General features: G+C 65.5%; 22 protein-coding genes and 1 riboswitch. Of the genes, 4 read left to right on the top strand and 18 right to left on the bottom strand.

Going from position 1 to position 21,052, the window contains the following annotated elements; genetic code table 11:
* Nucleotides 1-258: 258 nt before the first annotated feature.
* Entirely contained in the window at nt 259-678 is a 420-nt protein-coding gene (locus tag ACYUME_RS06720) for a tetratricopeptide repeat protein (RefSeq protein WP_279886849.1), read from the bottom strand.
* Between the two features lie 939 nt (nt 679-1,617).
* On the opposite strand from ACYUME_RS06720, the gene ACYUME_RS06715 reads away from it, so the two are divergent.
* The 3 genes from ACYUME_RS06715 (at nt 1,618) to ACYUME_RS06705 (ending at nt 3,992) form a co-directional block, all read left to right on the top strand.
* Entirely contained in the window at nt 1,618-1,842 is a 225-nt protein-coding gene (locus tag ACYUME_RS06715) for a hypothetical protein (RefSeq protein WP_279886851.1), read from the top strand.
* A 243-nt stretch (nt 1,843-2,085) separates the two neighbouring features.
* Nucleotides 2,086-2,568: a hypothetical protein gene (locus ACYUME_RS06710; protein WP_460418381.1), complete on the top strand. Its 483-nt coding sequence runs from the start codon at nt 2,086-2,088 to the stop codon at nt 2,566-2,568.
* Between the two features lie 146 nt (nt 2,569-2,714).
* Nucleotides 2,715-3,992, top strand: coding sequence for an OmpP1/FadL family transporter (locus ACYUME_RS06705; protein WP_460418380.1), 1,278 nt, complete (start codon nt 2,715-2,717; stop codon nt 3,990-3,992).
* A gap of 70 nt (nt 3,993-4,062) precedes the next feature.
* On the opposite strand, the gene ACYUME_RS06700 is transcribed toward ACYUME_RS06705, so the two are convergent.
* The 15 genes from ACYUME_RS06700 to cobO all read right to left on the bottom strand — a co-directional run bounded on the left by ACYUME_RS06700 (nt 4,063) and on the right by cobO (nt 16,681).
* A complete protein-coding gene (locus ACYUME_RS06700) occupies nt 4,063-4,614 on the bottom strand; it encodes a glutathione peroxidase (RefSeq protein WP_460418379.1) in 552 nt (183 codons plus the stop codon).
* Nucleotides 4,615-4,660: 46 nt separating this feature from the next.
* Nucleotides 4,661-4,783, bottom strand: coding sequence for a hypothetical protein (locus tag ACYUME_RS06695; protein WP_279886859.1), 123 nt, complete (start codon nt 4,781-4,783; stop codon nt 4,661-4,663).
* Nucleotides 4,780-5,982, bottom strand: coding sequence for an MFS transporter (locus tag ACYUME_RS06690; protein ID WP_279886861.1), 1,203 nt, complete (start codon nt 5,980-5,982; stop codon nt 4,780-4,782). Before ACYUME_RS06690 ends, ACYUME_RS06695 begins: the two co-directional genes overlap by 4 nt.
* Before the next feature lie 64 nt (nt 5,983-6,046).
* On the bottom strand, nt 6,047-6,451 hold the full coding sequence (locus ACYUME_RS06685; protein WP_460418378.1) for a MarR family winged helix-turn-helix transcriptional regulator: 405 nt from the start codon (nt 6,449-6,451) through the stop codon (nt 6,047-6,049).
* Nucleotides 6,452-6,493: 42 nt separating this feature from the next.
* Nucleotides 6,494-7,618, bottom strand: coding sequence for a glycoside hydrolase family 5 protein (locus ACYUME_RS06680; protein ID WP_460419300.1), 1,125 nt, complete (start codon nt 7,616-7,618; stop codon nt 6,494-6,496).
* Nucleotides 7,619-7,912: 294 nt separating this feature from the next.
* Nucleotides 7,913-8,647 (bottom strand): adenosylcobinamide-GDP ribazoletransferase, encoded by a 735-nt coding sequence (locus ACYUME_RS06675; protein ID WP_460418377.1) that lies wholly within the window; start codon nt 8,645-8,647, stop codon nt 7,913-7,915.
* 1 nt (nt 8,648) lies between these two features.
* Entirely contained in the window at nt 8,649-9,218 is a 570-nt protein-coding gene (gene cobC / locus ACYUME_RS06670) for an alpha-ribazole phosphatase family protein (protein WP_279887868.1), read from the bottom strand.
* Entirely contained in the window at nt 9,215-10,270 is a 1,056-nt protein-coding gene (gene cobT, locus ACYUME_RS06665; protein WP_279887870.1) for a nicotinate-nucleotide--dimethylbenzimidazole phosphoribosyltransferase, read from the bottom strand. The genes cobC and cobT overlap by 4 nt, the downstream gene beginning before the upstream one ends.
* On the bottom strand, nt 10,267-10,788 hold the full coding sequence (cobU, locus tag ACYUME_RS06660; protein ID WP_279887871.1) for a bifunctional adenosylcobinamide kinase/adenosylcobinamide-phosphate guanylyltransferase: 522 nt from the start codon (nt 10,786-10,788) through the stop codon (nt 10,267-10,269). The genes cobT and cobU overlap by 4 nt, the downstream gene beginning before the upstream one ends.
* A 1-nt stretch (nt 10,789) precedes the next feature.
* Nucleotides 10,790-12,244 carry a cobyric acid synthase gene (locus ACYUME_RS06655; protein WP_460418376.1) on the bottom strand — a complete coding sequence of 485 codons (1,455 nt, stop codon included), beginning with the start codon at nt 12,242-12,244 and terminating at the stop codon, nt 10,790-10,792.
* Nucleotides 12,241-13,233, bottom strand: coding sequence for a threonine-phosphate decarboxylase CobD (cobD, locus tag ACYUME_RS06650; RefSeq protein WP_460418375.1), 993 nt, complete (start codon nt 13,231-13,233; stop codon nt 12,241-12,243). Before cobD ends, ACYUME_RS06655 begins: the two co-directional genes overlap by 4 nt.
* Complete coding sequence (gene cbiB / locus ACYUME_RS06645) at nt 13,226-14,134, bottom strand: adenosylcobinamide-phosphate synthase CbiB (RefSeq protein WP_203647681.1); 909 nt, start codon at nt 14,132-14,134, stop codon at nt 13,226-13,228. Before cbiB ends, cobD begins: the two co-directional genes overlap by 8 nt.
* Nucleotides 14,131-14,781, bottom strand: a complete 651-nt coding sequence (gene bluB, locus ACYUME_RS06640) for a 5,6-dimethylbenzimidazole synthase (protein WP_028690901.1) — start codon at nt 14,779-14,781, stop codon at nt 14,131-14,133. Before bluB ends, cbiB begins: the two co-directional genes overlap by 4 nt.
* Complete coding sequence (locus ACYUME_RS06635) at nt 14,778-16,073, bottom strand: cobyrinate a,c-diamide synthase (protein ID WP_460418374.1); 1,296 nt, start codon at nt 16,071-16,073, stop codon at nt 14,778-14,780. The genes bluB and ACYUME_RS06635 overlap by 4 nt, the downstream gene beginning before the upstream one ends.
* Nucleotides 16,070-16,681: a cob(I)yrinic acid a,c-diamide adenosyltransferase gene (cobO, locus tag ACYUME_RS06630; RefSeq protein WP_460418373.1), complete on the bottom strand. Its 612-nt coding sequence runs from the start codon at nt 16,679-16,681 to the stop codon at nt 16,070-16,072. Before cobO ends, ACYUME_RS06635 begins: the two co-directional genes overlap by 4 nt.
* 111 nt (nt 16,682-16,792) lie before the next feature.
* A riboswitch (cobalamin riboswitch) is annotated at nt 16,793-17,013 on the bottom strand.
* A 148-nt stretch (nt 17,014-17,161) separates the two neighbouring features.
* On the opposite strand from cobO, the gene ACYUME_RS06625 reads away from it, so the two are divergent.
* Nucleotides 17,162-17,740: a hypothetical protein gene (locus ACYUME_RS06625; RefSeq protein ID WP_279887885.1), complete on the top strand. Its 579-nt coding sequence runs from the start codon at nt 17,162-17,164 to the stop codon at nt 17,738-17,740.
* Here ACYUME_RS06625 and ACYUME_RS06620 read toward each other — a convergent pair.
* Both ACYUME_RS06620 and ACYUME_RS06615 read right to left on the bottom strand, forming a co-directional pair.
* Nucleotides 17,720-20,302 carry a dermonecrotic toxin domain-containing protein gene (locus ACYUME_RS06620; protein WP_460418372.1) on the bottom strand — a complete coding sequence of 861 codons (2,583 nt, stop codon included), beginning with the start codon at nt 20,300-20,302 and terminating at the stop codon, nt 17,720-17,722. The two genes, ACYUME_RS06625 and ACYUME_RS06620, sit on opposite strands and share 21 nt — an antisense overlap.
* Nucleotides 20,303-20,423: 121 nt before the next feature.
* Nucleotides 20,424-20,957: a C40 family peptidase gene (locus tag ACYUME_RS06615; RefSeq protein WP_279887889.1), complete on the bottom strand. Its 534-nt coding sequence runs from the start codon at nt 20,955-20,957 to the stop codon at nt 20,424-20,426.
* Nucleotides 20,958-21,052: the final 95 nt, after the last annotated feature.

Genomic DNA, 21,052 nt, shown 5'->3' with positions numbered 1-21,052 from the left:
GCCCAGCAGAATGCTGGTCAGATCCACTGTCATGCTTACCCCGATCGAACGTTGACGAATGCTGCGCAGCTTATCAGCCTGTTGCCAGGGTTGCCTGATCGATGCCCCTGTAGGAGCGGCCTTGTGTCGCGAAAGGGCTGCAAAGCAGCCCCTGGAACTCAGCGTCAAAGCAGAGATCGCCGGGGTCGCTTTGCGGCCCTTTCGCGACACAAGGCCGCTCCTACAGGGGAACGCGTAATCGTGAGCAAGCTGCTTTGGCTAACCGCCGAACCACTGGCGCAACAACCGCCGCGCCTCCTGCGAGCCCTGCCCCGCCGCCAGCTCCAGCCAATAGCGAGACTGCTCCGGCTCCTGGGCCTGGCACAACCGCCCATATTCCAGCTGGGCCCGGCGATCACCGGCACGGGCCGCCTGGCGCAGCAGTTCATGGCCAATACGCCGATCACGGGCATTGCCGCAATCGCGGCACAGCATCTGCCCCAGGCGGCTCTGCGCCACCACCACGCCCTGACGCGCAGGTTGCTTGAGCAGGCGCCCGGCCAAGTGCTTGACGCTGGGCTTGTCGCCCAGGCGCGGGCTGTCGAGCAACCACAAGGCCACTTTCAGCGAAAAGCGCTTGGAGGGAGGCGACGATGGCGAGGTGACAGGACTGGGATGGTGTTTACCGCGAAGCTTCATGACCGACAGCGATGGTGACTCGAAAGGCGCGCCACTCTACTCCTTTTTGCCGGATCTGGCCTGGTCGACTTATGGCTTAGCGAATTTTTTTCGATGTTTTTTTCTTGACGTCGTCGTGGGGAAAATGCCGGTGCCACGCCTGCCGCCCGATTGTCGGACACTTGGTGAAACAGCTGGCACGCCCGTGCTAGAGCAAGCGCCCGGGACAATCCACAGAAGCTGTGGATAACTCGGTGGACAACCATCCCTGACAGCCCGCAAACCCCTGCAAAATGGGGCTTTCAGTCAAACTGACGATTTTTTCACCAGCAAAAATTAGTGTTTTTTTTCATTGACTTACCCCTTGAGTCAAGTCATTGGCGAGCCGTCCACAGGATGTTGCAAGTGGGTTACAGGTCCCCGTGCGAATGTGTACAAGTGCACCATCGCACGGCATGCCGATGCACGAAAACGGTACATGGGGCGTGTCGACGAGGCATCCCACCTCTTCACAGCCAAGCCGATAGGCGACATAATGGCCGGCTCCGCGCAACAAAAGCCAAACACTTGCAATGCCTCTAATGTTCGTGTAGGGTTGCGCCCCGTTAGTACCCAGCTGAAAGTCATTCTGGCCATCACGTCCCTCCAGCCCGACGCTCGAACACGAGCATGCGCTGCCCATCAGGACCGGCCCATTCGATGATTCACTTGGCAATCCTTGCCTGGCACGAATCACGTATCAGATTGATCAGGATCTTCCCCGGCGCCTAGAACCCTGGCCTCGGAGTGCTGCCTGCCTTCTGTCGTACCTACCAGTCAGCCCAGCGCCCACCTATTGCATGCGCCCCTCTGGCTGCCCTGTTCCAGTCAGGTTCTGCGTCTCCTTAATAAAGACGTCACTGGAACGTTTCTATTGTGCACGGATCGAAAACCGTGTCTTACGCAGGAACATCCAACAATATGAGCAACCACCAACAAATCCAGGCTGCCTTCGGCACCCTTTCCCAGGCCTTCGCACCACTGAAGTGCCTGATCGTCGCCCCACGCAAGGGCAGCTTCAGCTTCACCCTGGTCGACGAACATGGCGTCGCCTGCCACAGCGAGCGTCTCTACCCTGAGCAGTACAACCGGGCCGAGCCGCTGCAGGCGGTGATCGAGCGCACGCGGCAGTCGCTGACCGCATGAATGAATGGCGGACGATAAACGCCATGAATACGCCATCGCAGCGCCAGCCTGAAGGTAATTGGCTTAATCGCCAGCGGGCATATACCCCGCGCCTTCGGGCTGCAATCGATTTAAAAACAGCCCTTTACACCACAGTTATCACACTACACTTCAACTCGAGCGGCGCTTGCCGCTTCCGGCGGGCCTGACCACTCACCAGCTGCCAAGCTCCAGCGCCCGTCGGCCTTTTCAGCAGAGGGCATCATGGGCATCGCTGCGAACGAGTTGAGTCGATATGTGATCAGACCCACGCTGATCTACCTGGACCGCCACTGCGCCAGCGCCGAAGCATTGTTGCTGGGTGTTGCCGCCAGCCAGTCGGGCCTGGGCTCCGCCCTGCATGACCGGCGCGGCCATGGTCTGTACCGGATCGGCGAACATCGCCACCGCTGCCTGTGGGACGACTTCCTTGCCCGCGACCCCGAACTGGCCAGCCTGGTCCGCGGACTGGCCAGCCAGCACGCCTTCCTCGGCGGCCCCCACCTCGAACTGACCGTCAATCTGCGCTATGCCACGGCCATCGCCTGGATGCTCATCGAAGAGCAGGCCACGCCCTTGCCGGCAGCCGACGACTTGCTGGGCCTGGCACGTATCTGGCGCCAGACCTTCCACCCCCCGGGACGCCTGCGGGACTTCACCCAGGCCTGGCATCACTGCATCGCCTCGGAATCGGTGATGGCTTCCTGACAACCGTTCGCATTCGCAACATGAAAAAATGGAATTTTGGTCGGATTGTCCTACAAAACCGCTCTATCTCCTGCGTTTCAGCCTATAGCGTGGAGCGGTATTTGTTGGTAGCTTTTCGCCCCGGAGATCCCAAGGAGTTTCTAATAATGAAAAAAGTTATGCTCAAAACCTCTCTCGGCGTTGCCGTTGCCCTCGCTTCCAGTCAATTGCTCGCCAGTGGTTTTGCCCTGAACGAGCAGAGCGTCAGTGGCATGGGGACAGGTTTTGCGGGTCGTTCTTCCGCTGCCGAAGATGCAAGTACCGTGTACGGCAACCCGGCGGGCATGTCCCGCCTGAAGCGCGACCAAATGACCGTCGGCGGTGCCGCGGTCATCGCCAAGTCCGATATTTCCGGGCCTGGCAGCAACAAGGGGGGAGAAACTGACGGTGACATGGTGCCTGTGGTCGGTGTACCGATGGGCTACTACGTCAAGTCGATCGATGACCACTGGAGCGTCGGTTTCGGCGTCTACGTGCCATTCGGCCTGGTCACCGACTACGGTAGCGACGATGCCGCGCGCTACTGGGGCAAGAAGAGCCATGTCGAGGTCGTGACCTTCCAGCCGACCGTGAGCTACGCGTTCAACGACAAGGTCTCGATCGGTTTCGGCCCGACCATCAACCGCATCAAGGGCGAACTGGGCTCGAACCTGGCCAGCGTCTCGCCGCTGCGCCCAGCCGATGGCGAGGTCAAGATCAAGGGCGACGATACCGCCGTTGGCTACAACATCGGCATCCTGGTACAAGCCACCGACCGCACCCGTGTCGGCCTGACCTACCACTCGATGGTCGACTACAAGCTCGAAGGCAAGACCAAGGTCAGCTATCCGCTGCTCCGCCTGGACGGCAACAAGTTCGATGCGTCGCTGAAGATCAAGACGCCCGAGTCGGTGGACTTCTCGGTCACCCACGAGCTGGATGACCAGTGGACCCTGTACGCAGGCAGCACCTGGACCCGCTGGAGCCGCCTGGAGGCGATCACCGTCAACAACGACGTTCCGGCAGGCCCTGCCGGGCAGTTCGCGACCATCTCCGAGGAGCAGAACTGGCACGACACCTGGGCTCACGCCATTGGCGCCTCCTACAAGGTGAACAAGGAGTGGGTTCTGCGCACCGGTTTCTCGGTTGACCAGTCACCGACCAACAACACCAACCGCTCTCCGCGCATCCCCACTGGCGATCGCAAGATCTTCAGCATCGGTGCCGGCTGGAGCCCGACCGACGACATGACCATCGACGTGGCCTACTCCTACCTGTGGGAAGAGGACACCAAGGTCAACAACCAGCCGCACAGCATTGGCGAAGCAGGTCTCAAAGGCAGCTACCAGGCCAAGTACGAGAACAGCGCCCATGGCGTTGCTGCTTCGCTGACCTACCGCTTCTGAGCAATGCCCGCCGCATGAAAAAACCGCCCTCGTGGCGGTTTTTTCATGCCTGGAACACGCGGCGCTCAGGTCAAGGCTGCGAGACGATGGCCTTTTCGATCGCCGCTTTGAACGCTGGATCGTCCGGCTTGGTCAGACTGGAGAAGTTACCGATCACCTTGCCCTTGCGGTCCACCACGTACTTGTAGAAATTCCACTTCGGCGCGCTGCTCTGCCGGGCCAGCTCGACGAACAGCGGGATCGCGTCCTTGCCACGCACCGGCTGGGCCTTGGCCATGGTGAAGGTCACGCCGTAGTTGGCGTAGCAGACCTTGGCGGTCTTCTCGCTGTCGGCGTCCTCCTGCTTGAAGTCATTGGACGGCACGCCGAGCATTTCCAGGCCCTGCTCGTGGTACTCCTGGTACGTCGCCTCCAGCCCTTCGAACTGCGGAGCGAAGCCGCAATAGCTGGCGGTGTTGATCACCACCAACGGCTTGCCGGCGAAGCGCTGGCACAGATCGATCTGCTCCTTGCCGCGCAGCTCCGGCAGGCTACCCTGGAGCAGCGCCGGGCAGTCCGCCGCCCAGCTCGAAGTGGCGGCGGCCAGGGCCAGCAGGGGTAGGGTCAGCCAGCGTGCATGCATGATATCGGTCTCCTGCACATGATTCCTTGAATGTGCAGGGTAGCGCTTAACACAAGCCCATGCCCAACTGCATCAGCGCCAGCCCACCCTTGTGCCAGCCCCACCATACCAACGCCAGCACCAGCAGCGCGCCGACAAGCAGCAGGCCACGCCCCAGCAGGCGGTTCATGCGGCCTGGGCCTGCAGGCGCGCGACCGGGCGCTCGCGCACCGGCCAATTGAGGGCCGCGGCCAACAGGCTGAGCAGGATCGAGATCTGCCACACCAAGTCGTAGCTGCCGGTCTGGTCATACACCACGCCGCCCAGCCAGCCACCGAGGAAGGCGCCCAGCTGGTGGAACAGAAACACGATGCCGCCAAGCATCGACAGGTTGCGCACGCCGAACAGCGTGGCCACGGTGCCATTGGTCAGCGGTACCGTGGACAGCCACAGCAGGCCCATGGCGATGCCGAACAGGTAGGCGCTGAACTGCGTCACCGGTGCCCAGAGGAACAGCACGATGACCACCGCACGCAGCAGGTACAGGCCAGTCAGCAGGCGCGGCTTGGACATGCGCCCACCCAACCAGCCCGCCGTGTAGGTGCCGACGATATTGAACAGGCCGACCAGCGCCAGCACGGTGGTGCCGGTGATCGCTGGCAGGTGCTGGTCGACCAGGTAGGCCGGCAGGTGCACGCCGATGAACACCACCTGGAAGCCACAGACGAAAAAGCCCAGCGCCAGCAGCCAGAAGCCGGAGTGCGAACAGGCCTCGCGCAAGGCCTGGCCGAGGCTCTGCTCGGCGCCCTGGCTGGGCAGCGGACGATCGCGCAGCATGCCCACAAGCGGCACGATCAGCGCCACCATCAGGCCCAGCACCAGCAAGGCCGCCGACCAGCCCAGCCACTGGATCAAGCCCAGGGTGCCGGGCAGCATGGCGAACTGGCCGAAGGAACCCGCCGCGCTGGCGATGCCCATGGCCATGCTGCGTTTCTCCGGCGGCACGGCGCGCCCGACCACGCCGAGGATCACCGAGAACGACGTGCCGGACAGCCCGATGCCGATCAGCAGGCCGGCGCTCAGCGACAGCGACCAGGCCGAATCGGCCATGCCCATCATCACCAGGCCGGCGGTGTAGAGGATGCCGCCGATCACCACCACCTTGGCGGCGCCCAGGCGGTCGGCCAGGGCACCGGTAAAGGGCTGGGCCAGGCCCCAGATCAGGTTCTGCAGGGCGATGGCGAAGGCGAATACCTCGCGGCCCCAGCCGAACTCGGCACTCATCGGCGCCAGGAACAGGCCGAAACCATGTCGCACCCCCAGCGACAGCGCCAGGATCAGCGCCGCCCCCAGAAGTACCCAACCGCTGCTCCGCCAAAGGGAAGTCATTGTCGTTGTCTCCAGCCCATCGCAAGGTTGATACGGGTATATACCCGCTTTCTATCGTAGTCGTTCAGGCAAGCTGCTCCAGCAAGCGCACCAGCTCGTCACGCTGGTCTTCGCCCAGTCGTTCCACCAACTGTGCCTGGGCCTGCTGCCAGGCCGGGTAGGCCGCCTCCAGGCGCGCCCTGCCCGCTTCGCTCAGCAGCACCACGCGGTTGCGCTGGTCGTCGCCGTCGGCCAGGCACACCAGGCCGTCGGCCTCGAGCACCTTGAGGTTGCGGCCCAGGGTGCTGCGCTCCAGGCCCATGGCCTCGGCCAGGCAGGTGATGCTGGGGCGGTCGAGGCGCTGCACATGACGTAGCAGGGAAAACTGGGCGACATTGATGCCGAAGCCGAAAAGGGCCTCGTCGTAATGCCGGCTCACCCCACGGGCGGCACGACGCAGATGGGTACAGATGCATTCACTGGTCAGCATGGATACGTGTATATACCCGCATTATCGATGTTGCAAGAAGTTTCACGGTAGCGCTTCAGCCTGCAACCGTCGGCGGATCGGTTCGAACTCGGCCGTCGCCTTGCGCGGCAAGGGGTCCGGCGCGGCTTGTTCGATGGCCTGCCAATAGCGCCACGGCACCTTCGCCGATCCCAGTTCGTAGTCCATGCCGTCCCAACTGTCCTCGCGGAAGCTATAGAAGGCCCAATGCAAGTGTTGGCGATCCAGCACTGCGAGCACATCGTCCAGGTATTGCCGGCACCCGGGTAGCCGCCGCATGCAGCCGAATTCGCCGACGACCAACCGTGAACGCGGCAATTTCATCGAATCGGCCCAGTCCACCGGTTGCTGCAGGTAGCGGGCGACCTGCTCGGCATCCCACTGCCGGGTCTGCCCGGCAAACGGCACAGGCCCCGGATAGGCAAAGGGTTGCTTGCGGGCAAGATTGGGCGCGCTGGTCGCGGCATAGGGTTCGTACATGTGCACGCTGTACAGCACGCGCTCATCCTCAAGCGCCTTGGGCCAGTAGCCGAAGGCATCGGCGGCGGCGTACCAGCCGGCATCGACCATGATCGGCGTCTTGTCGTCGACTTCGCGGATCGCCGCCACCAACTGCCGATAGAGCGCTGGCAGGTCACGCGCTCCGCCCTGCTCGCGGACGTACCACTGTTTCATCTGGTCGAGGTCGGCGTGCTCGGCCAAACCGCCGTGCTTCTCGGGCGCAGGCTCGTTGATGAGGTTGTAGGCGGCAATAGCCGGGTGATCCTTGAGGGCCTGGGCAACGTCGCGCCAGAAGCGCGCGGACTGGTCCCAGAAGCGCTTGTCTTGCCACAGCCTGTCGTCGAAGTGGTCCTGATTGTTCTGCGCCCAGCGCATGCCAGGGAGCGACAGCGGCGTGATGACCACCTTGAGGCCAGCGGCGTGGGCGTGGTCGAGCACCTCGATGAGCTGCCGCAGGTCGGCACTGGCCAGTCCCTGATAATCGTCGGCATTGCCCAGCAGGAAATCGCGTTGGGCCGGGCGCCACTTATCGTAGGAGAGGCGCACCCAGCTGGAGCCGTAGCCTTTCAGGGCATCGAAGTAGGCCTGGTCCGGGGGCAGGCGGTTGAAACTGTTGCCGCCGTGGCGTGGGGTGTTCCAGAAATCGATCAGGTCGGCGGCGCTGGCGGGTATGGCGGTCAGGGCCAGCAGGCTGGCGAGTATCCAGGGGTGCATGGCGGGGGTTCCTGGTGGTGAAGGAACGGACGAGGATAAGCGCAATTCTTGGGGATAGTTTCCGAGATCTATGCAGGACACATCCTACCCCTGTAGGAGCGGCCTTGTGTCGCGAAAGGGCCGCAAAGCGGCCCCGGCGATATCAGCTTGATGCCCGAATCCAGGGGGCGCTTCGCACCCCTTTCGCGACACAAGGCCGCTCCTAAAGGGGAACGTGTCAGCCTGAAGCTATGCGCGTAGTGCCAGGGTAACCACCACCGTCAGCTCCAGCAGCTCCAGCAACGCCCCGGCCGTATCGCCGGTGGTTCCGCCCAGCCGACGGCACATCAGTCGACGCAGCCATACGAACACCACCAACGCCGCCAGCAGCGGCCACAGCACCGCCCAGCCTCCCAGCGCCAGGCCGGCCAGCGCACAACCCAGCAAGACCCAGCTCGCAGCGCGCCGGGGCAGGTGTTCGGCCAAGGCCGCGCCCAGCCCGCCCGAACGCACGTAGGGGGTGCCGAGGAACAACCCGAGCATCGCCGCCCGCCCCACCACCGGCGCCAGCACCAGCAGGCCGCCAGCGCCCCGCTCGACCAGTACCCAGAGGGCACAGAACTTCAGCAGCAGTACCAGCACCAGCGTGACCACGGCAATCGGCCCGCTGCGCGGGTCCTTCATGATCTGCAAGGTGCGCTCACGATCACCGAAGCCACCCAGCCAGGCATCGGCGCTGTCAGCCAGGCCGTCCAGGTGCAGCGCGCCGCTGAGCAGCACCCACAGCGCCAGCAGCAAGGCCGCGTGCAAGGGCGCCGCGGTGCCTTGCAACAGATGGCTGGCCAACCACAGCATCAGCCCGAACAGCAGCCCTACCAGTGGATAGAACAGCAGCGAGCGCCCCATGTCCTGGGGCGTCGGCATTCCTGGCAAGCGCACCGGCAGACTGCCGAGGAACTGCAAGGCGATCCAGAACGGCAGCATCTCATCGCACCTCGTGCAGCTGGCCGTCGTGATCGAGCATCAGCCGCGCCAGCGCGCCATGCCCAACCTCGACCTGCAGCAATTGCTCGCGTGGCAAGCCACGCGCCCGCGCCAGCAGCAGACGCATCACCCCGCCATGGGTGACCAGCAGCACGCGCTTGCCTGCGTACGCACGGCGCAAACCCTCGACCGCCGCCAGCACCCGTTCGGCAAAGGCCAGCACCGGCTCGCCGCCCGGCGGGGTGAAGGCATACGGGTCACTCCAGAACTGCCCCAGGGCATCGGCGTCGACTTCCATGATCTGCGCGGCGCTTTGCCCTTCCCACTCGCCAAAGTGCAGCTCGCGCGCACCGGCCTCGCGCAGCACCGGCAGGTTCAGACGCGCGCCCAGCTCATCGGCGAACGCCGCGCAGCGCTGCAACGGCGAACTGACCAGCACGTCCCAGGGGCCGGCGTCGGCGACGGCCTGGCGCATCTGCGTCCAACCGGTCTCGGTCAAGGCGTCGTCGAGACTGCCACGCAGGCCGCCACCCAGTTCCGTCTCGCCATGGCGCAGCAGTTCGAGGATCATGCCGGGCGATCCGCCACCGCCGCCTCGGCGAAGGTCGCCATCTGCCCGTGCAGCGCGCAGGCCAGGCGGATCAGCGGTACCGCCAGCGCCGCGCCGCTGCCCTCGCCCAGGCGCAGCCCCAGGGCCAGCAGCGGCTCGGCTTCCAGGGCCGCCAGCAGGGCCTTGTGCCCCGGCTCGGCGCCCTGGTGGGCGAACAGCAGCCAGGGGCGGCACTGCGGATTGAGGCGGACCGCCACCAGGGCGGCGACACTGCAGATGAAGCCATCGACCAGCACCGCCACGCCATGCTGGGCGCACGCCAGGTAGGCACCGGCCAGCGCGGCGATCTCGAAGCCGCCGACACAGGCCAGCGCCTGCAGCGGCTGGTCAGCGCGCAGGCCGTGCAACACCAGGGCACGCTCGATCACTTCGGCCTTGTGCCGCACGCCGGCGCTGTCCAGGCCGGTGCCCGGGCCGCTCAGCTCACGTGCCGGGCAACCCAGCAAGGTGCTGGCCAGCGCCGCGGCGGCGGTGGTGTTGCCGATGCCCATTTCGCCACCGATGAACAGCTGGGCACCGTTGTCGAGTGCGCGTAGGGCACTGTCGCGCCCGGCCCGCAGCGCTGCGGCGAGTTGCTCGTCGGTCATCGCCGGCTGGCGGGCGAAGTTGGCGGTGCCGGGCCCGAGGTTCAGGTGATGGACACCGGGCAGTAGCAGCGTCGGGTCGATGGTACCGAGGTCAACTACCTCAAGGTCGGCCTCCAATTGACGCGCCAGCACGCTGATCGCCGCGCCACCGCCGACGAAGTTGCGCAGCATCTGCCCGGTCACCGCCTGCGGATAGGCGGAGATGCCCTCCTCCACCACGCCATGGTCGCCGGCGAAGATCGTGATGGCGACACGCTCCAGGCTGGGACGCTCGCGCCCTTGCAGGCCGGCCAGGCGTATCGCCAGGCCTTCGAGCTGGCCGAGGGAACCGGCGGGTTTGGTCAGTTGCTGCTGACGGGCGCGGGCCTGGTCCATGGCGGCGGTGTCGAGGGGTTGGCAGGCGTCACGCCACCACATCTGGGTCATAGGGCAGGTCCTTTGAGCATGAGAGGAAGGCCGGCCACGGTCAGCACCACGCGCTGGCAACGTTCGGCCATGGCCTGGTGCAGCGTGCCCGCCAGGTCGACGTAGCGACGGGTCAGTTCACCCATGGGCACCACGCCCAGGCCGGTTTCGTTGCTGACCAGGATAAGGGTGCCCGGCAGCTGTTCCAGGCAATCGAGCAGCGCGTCGCGCTCCTGTGCCAGACGCAGGTCATCCTCGAGCATCAGCAGGTTGGTCAGCCACAGGGTCAGGCAGTCCACCAGCAGGCAGCGCCCTTCGGCGGCTTCGGCGCGCAGCACATCAGCCAGCGCCACCGGCTCCTCCACCAGCCCCCAATGGGCCGGACGGCGCTCGCGGTGCAGACGCACGCGTTCATTCATCTCGCCATCCAGCGGCTGGCTGGTGGCGATGTAGGTCACCGGCAGGCCGCTGGCATCGGCCAGTTGCTCGGCCAGGCGGCTCTTGCCCGAACGGGCGCCGCCGAGGATCAGGTTGCGCACTTCAGGCGACTCCACACAGTTGGCGCAGGCGCGCGGTGTCCAGGTGCTGCTCGACCAGGTCGGCCAGGCGCTCGATATCACGCTCGCGCAGGGCCTCGTAGTCGATGGTCTGCGCATCGGCCAGGCCGGCCCAGCGCAGCAACGCGGCACATGACTGGCTGCCCTCGAACAGGCCATGCAGGTAGGTGGCGAGGATCTGCCCGTCGGCGCTGATGGCGCCGTCGACGCGGCCATCGGCCAGTTGCACCGCCGGACGCTCCAGCGCCGGGCCGCTGGTGACGCCGGCATGAATCTCGTAGCCCGACACGGGGGCCCGTTCGAGCTCGAGCGTGCCCGCCACGTTGCGCAGTTGCTTCTCGGCCTCCAGCACGGTGCCGTACGCCAGCAGGCCCAGCCCTTCGCTGGAGCCGGCTGGCCCTTCCAGGCCCAGAGGGTCATGGACCTGCTCGCCGAGCATCTGCAGGCCGCCACAGATGCCGATGAGCTTGCCGCCGTAGCGCAGGTGCCGGGCAATGGCGGTGTCCCAGCCACGCTCGCGCAGTTGCGCCAGGTCGCCGCGCACGCTCTTCGAGCCAGGCAGGATGATCAGGTCGGCGGGTGGGATCGCCTGGCCCGGGCCGATGAACTGCAGGTCCACCTGCGGATGCAGGCGCAGCGGGTCGAAGTCGGTGTGGTTGCTGATCCGCGGCAGCACCGGGACGATCACCTTGAGCACGCGCTCGCCCTTCGCCCCCTGGCGGGTATCGATACCATCCTCGGCCTCCAGGTGCAGGTCGGTGACGTAGGGCAGCACGCCCAGCACCGGCTTGCCCGTGCGCTGCTCCAGCCAGTCCAGGCCCGGCTGCAGCAAGGCGATGTCGCCACGGAAACGGTTGATGACGAAGCCCTTGACCCGCGCCTGCTCGCTCGCCGACAGCAGCTCCAGGGTGCCGACCAGGTGGGCGAACACACCGCCCCGGTTGATATCGGCCACCAGGATCACCGGGCAATCCACCGCCTCGGCGAAGCCCATGTTGGCGATATCGCCGGCACGCAGGTTGATCTCCGCCGGCGAGCCGGCGCCTTCGACCATCACCACCGGGTAGGCTGCGCTCAGGCGCTCGTGGGATGCCAGCACCGCCTGCATGGCGATGGCCTTGTAGTCGTGGTAGGCGACGGCGTTCATGCTGGTCACCGCGCGGCCATGGACGATCACCTGGGCGCCGGTGTCGCTGTTGGGCTTGAGCAGCACCGGGTTCATGTCGGTGTGCGGCGCCAGCCGGCAGGCCTGGGCCTGCACTGCCTGGGCGCGACCGATCTCGCCGCCGTCGGCGGTCACGGCGCTGTTGAGCGCCATGTTCTGCGGCTTGAACGGCACCACGGCGACGCCCTGGCGCAGCAACCAGCGGCACAGGGCGGTGACCAGCGTGCTCTTGCCGGCATCGGAGGTGGTGCCTTGCACCATGAGGGTGGTCATGCCGATTCCTTCTGGTAGTCCGCCAGGGCCTGGGCCAGGCGTTGTTCGTCCGCCGCCGTGGCGGGCAGGCCGAAACGCAGCGCGAGCGGCTGCTCGAACAGGCGCACCAGGATGCCGCGACGGGCGAGAAAATCATGCAGGTGCGCGGCGCGCTCATCACCCACGTACTGGAACAGGTCGCAGCCGCCGCTGGGTGGCAGGCCTGCGCCGTCGAGCAACGAAGCCAGGCGTTGGCTGGCCTGGGCGCAACGAGCAATCTGCGCCAGGTGCGCTGCCTCGTCGGCGAAACAGGCGTGCCCCAGCACACGGGTCGGGCCGCTGACAGTCCAGGGCCCGAGCGCCTCGGCCAGGCGTCGCAGCACATCGGACTGGGCGACAACAAAGCCCAGCCGCACACCGGCAAGGCCAAAGAACTTGCCGAACGAGCGCAACACGATCAAGCCCGGTTGCCCGGCCTGCTCGACCACGCTGTGTTCGGGCGTGTTGTCCATGAAGGCTTCGTCCACCAGCAGCCAGCCACCGCGCTCGGCCAGACGCGCATGCCAGGCCAGCAGGCGTTCGCGGGTTACCCGGCGGCCAGTGGGGTTGTTAGGGTTGACCAGCACCAGGACGTCGAGGCTGTCGAGCACGTCCTCGACCTTGCTCTCGTCCAGCTCGACCAGCGTGTGCCCTGCCCGTGCCCAGGCATGCGGGTGCTCGGCATAGCACGGCGAGAGGACCCCGACCCGCCCGACCGGGCGCAGGTACGGCAAGGCCTGGATCGCCGCCTGAGAACCGGCCACCGCCAGCAACGGCTGCGCGCCATAGTACTGCCGCGCCGCCGCCTCCAGGCCGTCCTCGGTCTCTGGCAGCCGGGCCCAGGCGTCCAGCGGAATCGACGGTATCGGGTAAGGCCATGGCGCGATACCGCTGGACAGGTCGAGCCACTGTTCCCGAGGGATGGCGTACTGTTTCACCGCCCGCAGCAGGCGGCCACCGTGTTCAAGCATTCAGATAGGCTCCCACACAGATCAACAGCACCCACAGCCACACGCCGCGCTGCACCAGGCTCCAACCGCGCTCGATGGCATCGGCGTCGGCCATCGGCCCTTCACCCAGGCGCGGCCGTTCATGCAGCTCGCCGTGATACACCGCCGGGCCGCCCAGCTCCACGCCCAGCGCGCCGGCACCAGCGGCCATCACCGGGCCGGCGTTGGGGCTGTCCCACAGCGGCGCCTGGCTGCGCCAGCAGGCCAGGGCCAGGCGGGTCTTGCCCAGCAGCGCATAGGTCAGCGCCACCAGCCTGGCGGGAATATAGTTCAGCCCATCGTCGATGCGCGCCGCGCACCAGCCAAAGCGCTCGAAGCGCTCGTTGCGATAGCCCCACATGGCATCCAGGGTATTGCTCAGGCGGTACAGCACCACCCCCGGCGCACCGGCCACGACGAACCAGAACAGCGCGGCGAACACCGCGTCGCTGCCGTTTTCCAGCACTGACTCGGTGGCCGCCCGGGCCACGGCGGGCTCGTCCAGCTCGCGGGTCTCGCGACTGACCAGATAACCGACGCGCCGCCGCGCCTCGGCCAGGTCCCCCTGGCGCAATGCCTGGGCCACCGGCAGCACATGCTCGCCCAGGCTGCGCAGGCCCAGGGCGCAGTACAGCGCCAGCACATCCACCAGCCAGCCGATGTACGGCAGCCAGGACAGGATCAGCGCCAGCAGGGTCAGCGGCACCACCGCCAGGAACCACGCGGTAACGCCATGGCTGCGCCAGCCGCGCCCGCCGGCGTTGAAACGTTGTTCCAGGCGCGAGGCGAAGTTGCCGAAGCCCACCAGCGGATGACGCCGGCGTGGCTCGCCCAGCAGCGCATCCAGGGCCACACCCGCCACGGTCAGCAAGGCCACGCTCATGGACGCTCTCCCCAATGGTTCTCGTACAGCATCTCGCTCAGCGGCCGTTGCTCGGCCCAGTCTTCCAGCACCAGCATCGGCGCCGGATAGAACTCGGTCACCGGCCCCAGGCACAGCACCGCCATGGGCTTCGCACCTGCAGGCATGCCCAGCAGCTCGGCCAGCGCCTCGGGGTCGAACAGCGACACCCAACCCATCCCCAGCCCTTCGGCGCGTGCCGCCAGCCACAGGTTCTGGATGGCGCAGGCCAGCGAAGCCAGATCCATCTCGGGCAGGGTGCGGCGGCCGAAGACGTGCGCCTCGCGCTTGTCCATCAACGCGGCGACCAGCACTTCGGCGCAGTCGTTGATGCCTTCGACCTTGAGCTTCATGAATTCATCGGAGCGTTCGCCCAGGGCCTCGGCGGTGCGCACCCGCTCCTGCTCCACCAGCGCCTGGATCCGCTCGCGCAAGGCACGCTGGCTGATACGGATGAACCGCCACGGTTGCATCAGGCCCACGCTGGGCGCCTGGTGGGCGGCGGCGAGCAGACGCCCGAGCAACTCGGGGGCTACTTCGCCCCCGGCGAAATGGCGCATATCGCGGCGTTCGCCGATGGCCCGGTAGATGGCCTGGCGCTCGGCTTCGCTGTAGGCGTGTCGGCTCATGGTCGCAGCAGCGCCGCCGCCGCATCCGGGTTGGAGGGGAAGTAGAAATGTACGTAGGACGCGGTCAGGCGCCCCAGGCGATAGACCGCCTCGTTGCCGCGGCCGCCATTGGGGCTCAGGCCGCGAGCGATCGGCGCCAGCTCGGTGCTGGTCAGCGAATGGTGGTAGGTGTGACCACGCAGGGTCCCTTCGGGCAGCTCGACCGCCTGCAAGGCCAGGGCCGCCAGGCGCTTCTGCATGGTCGCCTCGCCCGGCAGCAGGCCCAGCAGCGCGGCGCGCTCGCCCGCCACGTCGGTCAGTGCGTCGAGCAGGTAGAGCATGCCGCCGCACTCGGCCAGCAATGGCTTGCCGGCTGCATGATGGGCACGGATCGCTTCCAGCATCGCTGCATTGGCGGCCAGCACCTGGTGATGCAGCTCGGGATAGCCGCCAGGCAGATAAAGGCTATCCACCACGGGCAGCTCGCGGTCGTGCAACGGCGAGAAGAATTCCAGCTGCGCCCCCAGGTCGCGCAGCAAGTGAAGATTGGCGCCGTAGGTGAAGGCAAAGGCTTCGTCGCGCGCCACGCCGATGCGCACTCCGGCCAGCGACGAGGTCACCTTCACCGGCTCAGGCTCGGCAAACCGGACCGGTGGCGGCAACGCGGCATCGCAACTGGCGCCCAGCGCTTCGGCGGCGGCGTCCAGGCGTGCATCCAGGTCATTCAACTCGCTGGCCTGGACCAGACCAAGGTGCCGGCTAGGCAGCTCGATGCCGCGCTCGCGGGACAACCCGCCATACCAGCGCAGGCCCTCGGTCAGGCTGCCTTCGAGCAGTTGCGCATGGCGCAGGCTGCCGACCCGGTTGGCCAGCACCCCGGCGAACGGCAGGTCGGGCTGGTAGCGCGCCAGGCCCAGGGCCAGGGCGCCGAAGGTCTGGGCCATGGCCGTACCATCGATCACCGCCAGCACCGGCACGCCGAAATGGCGAGCCAGATCGGCGCTCGATGGCGTGCCGTCGAACAGCCCCATCACGCCTTCGATCAGGATCAGGTCGGCCTCGCCCGCCGCGTCCCACAGCAGCCGGCGGCTCTCGTCAGCGCCGATCATCCACAGGTCCAGCTGGTAGACCGGCGCGCCGCTGGCACGCTCGAGAATCATCGGGTCGAGAAAGTCAGGCCCGCACTTGAACACCCGCACCTTGCGTCCAAGGTTGCGGTGCAGGCGAGCCAAGGCCGCGGTGACCGTGGTCTTGCCCTGGCCGGAGGCCGGTGCCGCGATCAGCACGGCGGGACAATGGCGCGGCTCGCTCACAGTTCGACGCCCTTCTGCGCGCGAATGCCGGCCTGGAAGGCGTGCTTGAGCATGCCCATCTCGGTGACGGTGTCGGCCAGTTCTATCATTTCCGGCTTGGCGGCACGGCCGGTGACGATCACATGCTGCATCGGCGGTCGGGCCTGGATGTCCGAGAGCACCTGGTCGAGGTCCAGGTAACCATGCTTGAGGGCGATGTTCAGTTCATCGAGCACGACGAACTGGATCGACGGGTCCTGCAGCAACTGGCGGGATACGGCCCAAGCGGCTTCGGCGGCGGCGATGTCGCGCTGACGGTCCTGGGTTTCCCAGGTGAAGCCCTCGCCCATCACGTGATAGCGCACCTGCTCGGGGAAACGGCGGAAGAACAGTTCTTCACCGGTGCTGTTGCGACCCTTGATGAACTGCACCACGCCGCACTGCATGCCATGGCCCAGAGCACGGGCGAGCATGCCGAACGCCGAGCTGCTCTTGCCCTTGCCGTTGCCGGTCAGCACCAGCAGCAGGCCGCATTCATTGGGGGAATTGGCGATGCGCTCGTCGATGATCGCCTTTTTGCGCTGCATGCGCGCCAGGTGACGTTCGTCGCGGTCGGGGGATTCGCTCATCAGGGGTCTCCGCAGGCTGTCGCAGGGGCGGCGACAGATGAAAGGCAGGCAGACGAAGAGCGCGCAGGGGCATGGCACAGGCCATATCGCACCGCGCATCACCCTCCGTGATGCCGTTGGCAGTTACAGGCCGGTCTCCGGGCTCGTGAGCGGGCTTGGCCCGGAACCGCGCGCCTTCCCGGATCGATCACCCAGTGGCCCTGCGCGGCCTTCGACTCACCTACCGTTGCGGGGGCAGCGCCGGAATCGCGCCCTGTCGGCGCCCACCGGCTTCCCAGTTTCACCCTGCCGAACCTTGAGGCTCGCAGGGCACCTGAAACACGCCGCGAAGGTTAGAGGGTTGCACCCTGAGCGTCAATCGAGGGCGGTGGATCACCCCGGACCAATGGCGGGTCCGCCGGCTTGTGCCAAGTGCCCAACAGTGATATCACATAGCCATCACTTCGCTGACCTCGATCACAATGACAAGGAGCGCGCAGCATGCAAGGCCTGATCATCAACAACCCACACCTGGAGTTCGTGCGCCCGGCCCTCGAACGCTGGATGGACTGCATCGATCGCTTCAATCAGTTGCAGGGCGACAACGAGGCGCCTTACTGGCACAACACGGCCACCAACATCGGCCTGCTCGCCGCAGCCGCCTGGCAAGGCGAACTGGTGGCGCTGGAACACCATGCGAGCAAAAAACATCGAGATGAGGGAGAGCGCGACGGACGCTGCGACCTGTCGATCAGCAGCGCCGAGCAATCGCTGTACCTGCACGCCAACCAGCGCTGGCCGCGCATCGCCCGCCTCGACCTGGCGCTGACCCTGCAGGAAACCGCGACCCAGGCCAAGTCGATCGCCTATGGCAGCCAGCTCAAGGCCGGCGCGCTGTTCGTCACGCCATGGAAAGCCGGCCAGCACGCCAGCCCCGAGGAGCTGCAGGACCTGGTGAGCGATCTGGGGAAGCACACGGCGTGTGCGATCGCCTGGTACTTCCCTTATGCCTATCGCAAGCTGCACAACGAACTGGGGCAGTACTACCCTGGTGTGGCGTTACTGCTCAAGCAGGCTTGAGGTCGAGGCAGCCGGGGCCGGAAAGAAGCGTTGCGCCAAGGCCGCTGTTCGGAGCCGCGAGACGAAGCGCGCCCGGTCGAACACCTGGCCAGTGCGCAGATCGTAGACCGCCCCCGACAACGGAGCGACCGTCTGACTCAGCGTGACATGAAGGAAATGGTAGTGCTCGCCGTAAACCTGCTCCAGCTTGTCGATGCGAAAGTAGCTGCCTGGCAGAAACACCGTCTCACCCTCGTCCCAATAAAGAGAGAACGGACTGATAGGCGTCCCACTCTGGTACTGTCCAGCGGGCAGCTCGAAGATGATCGAGCTGTCATCGAACACCCCGACCATGCTGTCCAGTGCCTGTGTTCTGTTGGTGGAGGCAAACTCTCCGACCTTGTAAGGGTTCTCGGTGAAAGATGTGATATCGGTGTTGACCAGCACATCGCCAACACGCAATCGTCGCTGCCGATATGCATCGCCACCGGTACCCCGCGAGCTGTGCCCACCCCGATAGAGTTTTACGGTGTTGTTCCTGGGCAGGCGCTCGAGGCTGTCGGCCAGGTCCTTGATGTAGTCATCCTCATCACCGTAGCGATAGTTACCCGATCGGAACACGTCGTTCACCTTGGACTCGTCGCTGGTGTAGTACTCGATCAGCGAGTTGAAGTATTCCCGGTCGTAGCGATAGGAATAGCTCAGGGTGCCAGCCACCATCACACAGTCCAGGCCATGGCTGTCCAGCGTCGGCACGGCGCCTGGGACAAGTGCTGGCACAGCCCCTTGCCGCTGCAACAGCGCTTTCTGCCTGTGCAACGCGCTGGCGGATGCCACGCTGCTGTGCAGCGAATCCGCCTTCAGGTAGCCGTCCCAGAAACGCGAAGTGGTGTTGGGCACGCCCTCGATTGACGGCGGGCTTCCTCCCAGCAACCGTGGCGGCTCCAGCAATTGCCATGCGCCACTGTCATCCAGGCGCACCGGATGCAGGGGAGCGAAGGCGAAAGGATCGTTGGCGGGCACGATCAACCACACGGCCAAGTCCTGGCTGTAGCGCACACGGTAGGTCAGACCATCCAGGACGATCCAGCAGCCGCCCTGCTCGTCGATGCGTATGCCGCGAAGCCTTCCCGACAGCGCCAGTTCATCGTTCAACACCTGATTGGCTTCATAGCCTTGCAAGGCCGGCGAGACCGACCGCGTGGGTTGCCAGTCAGTGAGCGAGGCACCACGCTCATTGATCGCGGCCTCATAGGTCAAGGAGGCGAAACTGGACTGAAAGCCAAGGTCAGCCATGTTCAGCGCCGCAAACACACTGTCGAAAATGGCATCGCTCAGCGCCGCCCGGCGAGTCTGGTCGTCAACGGCATTGGCAGCCACGTCGACATCGAGCGCCACTTTGGCAACACTGGCCCCCAGCAGGGTCAGGGTCATTGGCCAACCCAGCGGCGCAAAGCCGCCGAACACCCTCAAGAACGCCGCCAGATAGCCACTCCACATCGCTTTGCGCAAATCGGCGTTGTCGAGCATGGCTGCGGCATTCTGCTGCATTTCCTCATGAGCCCGATCACCCAGGTACCTGAACATTTCGCCAGCGATCGGCATGCGCAGGTAAGAAAGCAGCGCCTGGGTCGCCTGATCGGAATGGCTGTCGCCCAAGCTCTTGAGTTTGGCCTTGATCTGCGTCATTCGCTCAGTGTCACGCTCATCGACATGGGCCGCCTGCAAATAGACCGCCAGCGTGTCGGTATCGTGCAACTGGGCGCGTAACCATGCGGCCATGGCCCGCTCCGACTCGAACCCCCTGAGCGCCTCGGCCGCCCACGGGCGGTATAGCACCACCCTGCCATCCTGAGCGGCGAAACTGTAAAGACAGCCCCGATCCACCCGGTCGATCGCATAGCGGCTGGCGACCAGCGGATTCTCCGTGCTGTCGCGCTGCAACTGGTCGAGGGTCGGTACACCGGTAATGCTCAGCTCATTGCTGACCATCGCGCGCAGACGTGTCCAGTCTTCGACGGTGATATGCCCCTCGCGCTTTGCCGCATGCGCCTGGCCCAGCAAGTTGATCTTGGCGAGCACGCGAAACTGCGCACCGTAAGTCGACCAGAAACTCGCCAGCTCGGCTCGATAGGCCACGGCGAAATCCAGCGCCCACAGGTCCTGCTGCACCGCACTGCCGAGCATCGGTAGCTCGTTGCGCTCATTGAACGCCGTGGCGTGGCGTCCTTGACGATAGAAGCCACCATACAGATCCAGTTCGTCCGGTGCCTGCTGGAACCGGGCATCGAAACGCTGGACCACCAGTTCGGCCAAGTGCATGGACTTCTTCGGCACACCACTGTGCTCCCACCCAGTGAAACTGCGGCTGCTGGAGCTGGCGCCGTCGAATTGATGCCACCAGACAAAACGCGGATCCATCGCCTTGCCCGTATGCTTGAGCACGATACGCTGCGCATGCTTGCGGGCCAGCGCGTAAGGATCCGGGTAATCGCGGATGATGCTGCTCACCAGATGAATGATCGGTCGCCCAGCGTCCAATGTGTCGAGACTGCGCTCCACGCGCTCGCTGATAGTGCTCATGCCCCACTCCTGGATGTCGTTTTCGAACGAGCATCCTGACGGCAGGCCACCAACGCGAAGCGGTAGATATCTGTGTGGTCAGGTCGAAACGTGCAAGCGCTTCCGGGGGAGCGCTCAGGCTTCAGGGATTCTGTGCCAGGTGGCCTGGTGGCAGCACACGCTTGGCCTGCAGGTAAGCCTTGGCCCAGTAGCTGTTGGACAGGTAGTCCAGGCGCACGGTCCCGCCTGTGGACGGCGCATGGACGAAGCGCCCTTCGCCCACATAGATGCCGGCATGGCTGACCTGCGAGCCACCACTGGTGGCGAAGAACACCAGGTCGCCGGACTGCAGCGCGTTGACAGCCACGTTGGGCGCACGCATGACGATCATTTCGCGGGTCGAGCGCGGCAGGCTGATTCCAGCAGCGTCACGGTACACATAGCCAATCAGGCCGCTGCAATCGAATCCGGAGTCGGGCGTATTGCCACCCCAGCGGTACGGCGTGCCCACCAGGCCGATGGCACGGAACAGCACATCGTCCGCCGCCGGCGAGGAAGGCGCTGGATTGAACACCATTGGCGACTTGGGGACCGGTGCCGGTGCGGGCGCACGGCTGGAGCAGGCCGCGAGCAGGGCCACCAGGGAAAGGAGTGCGAAGCGCGCCAACATCGCCATGATGCGAACGTCCTGTCGAGAACCCCACGGCCACGGCCGAAGGTAAAAAGAGTTGAGAGTTTAGATTAGACGCTTTCTGTAAATGCGCACGGCGG

The organism is Pseudomonas sp. microsymbiont 2 (genome assembly GCF_054788395.1).
This window is presented reverse-complemented; position numbering and strand designations above follow the sequence as displayed.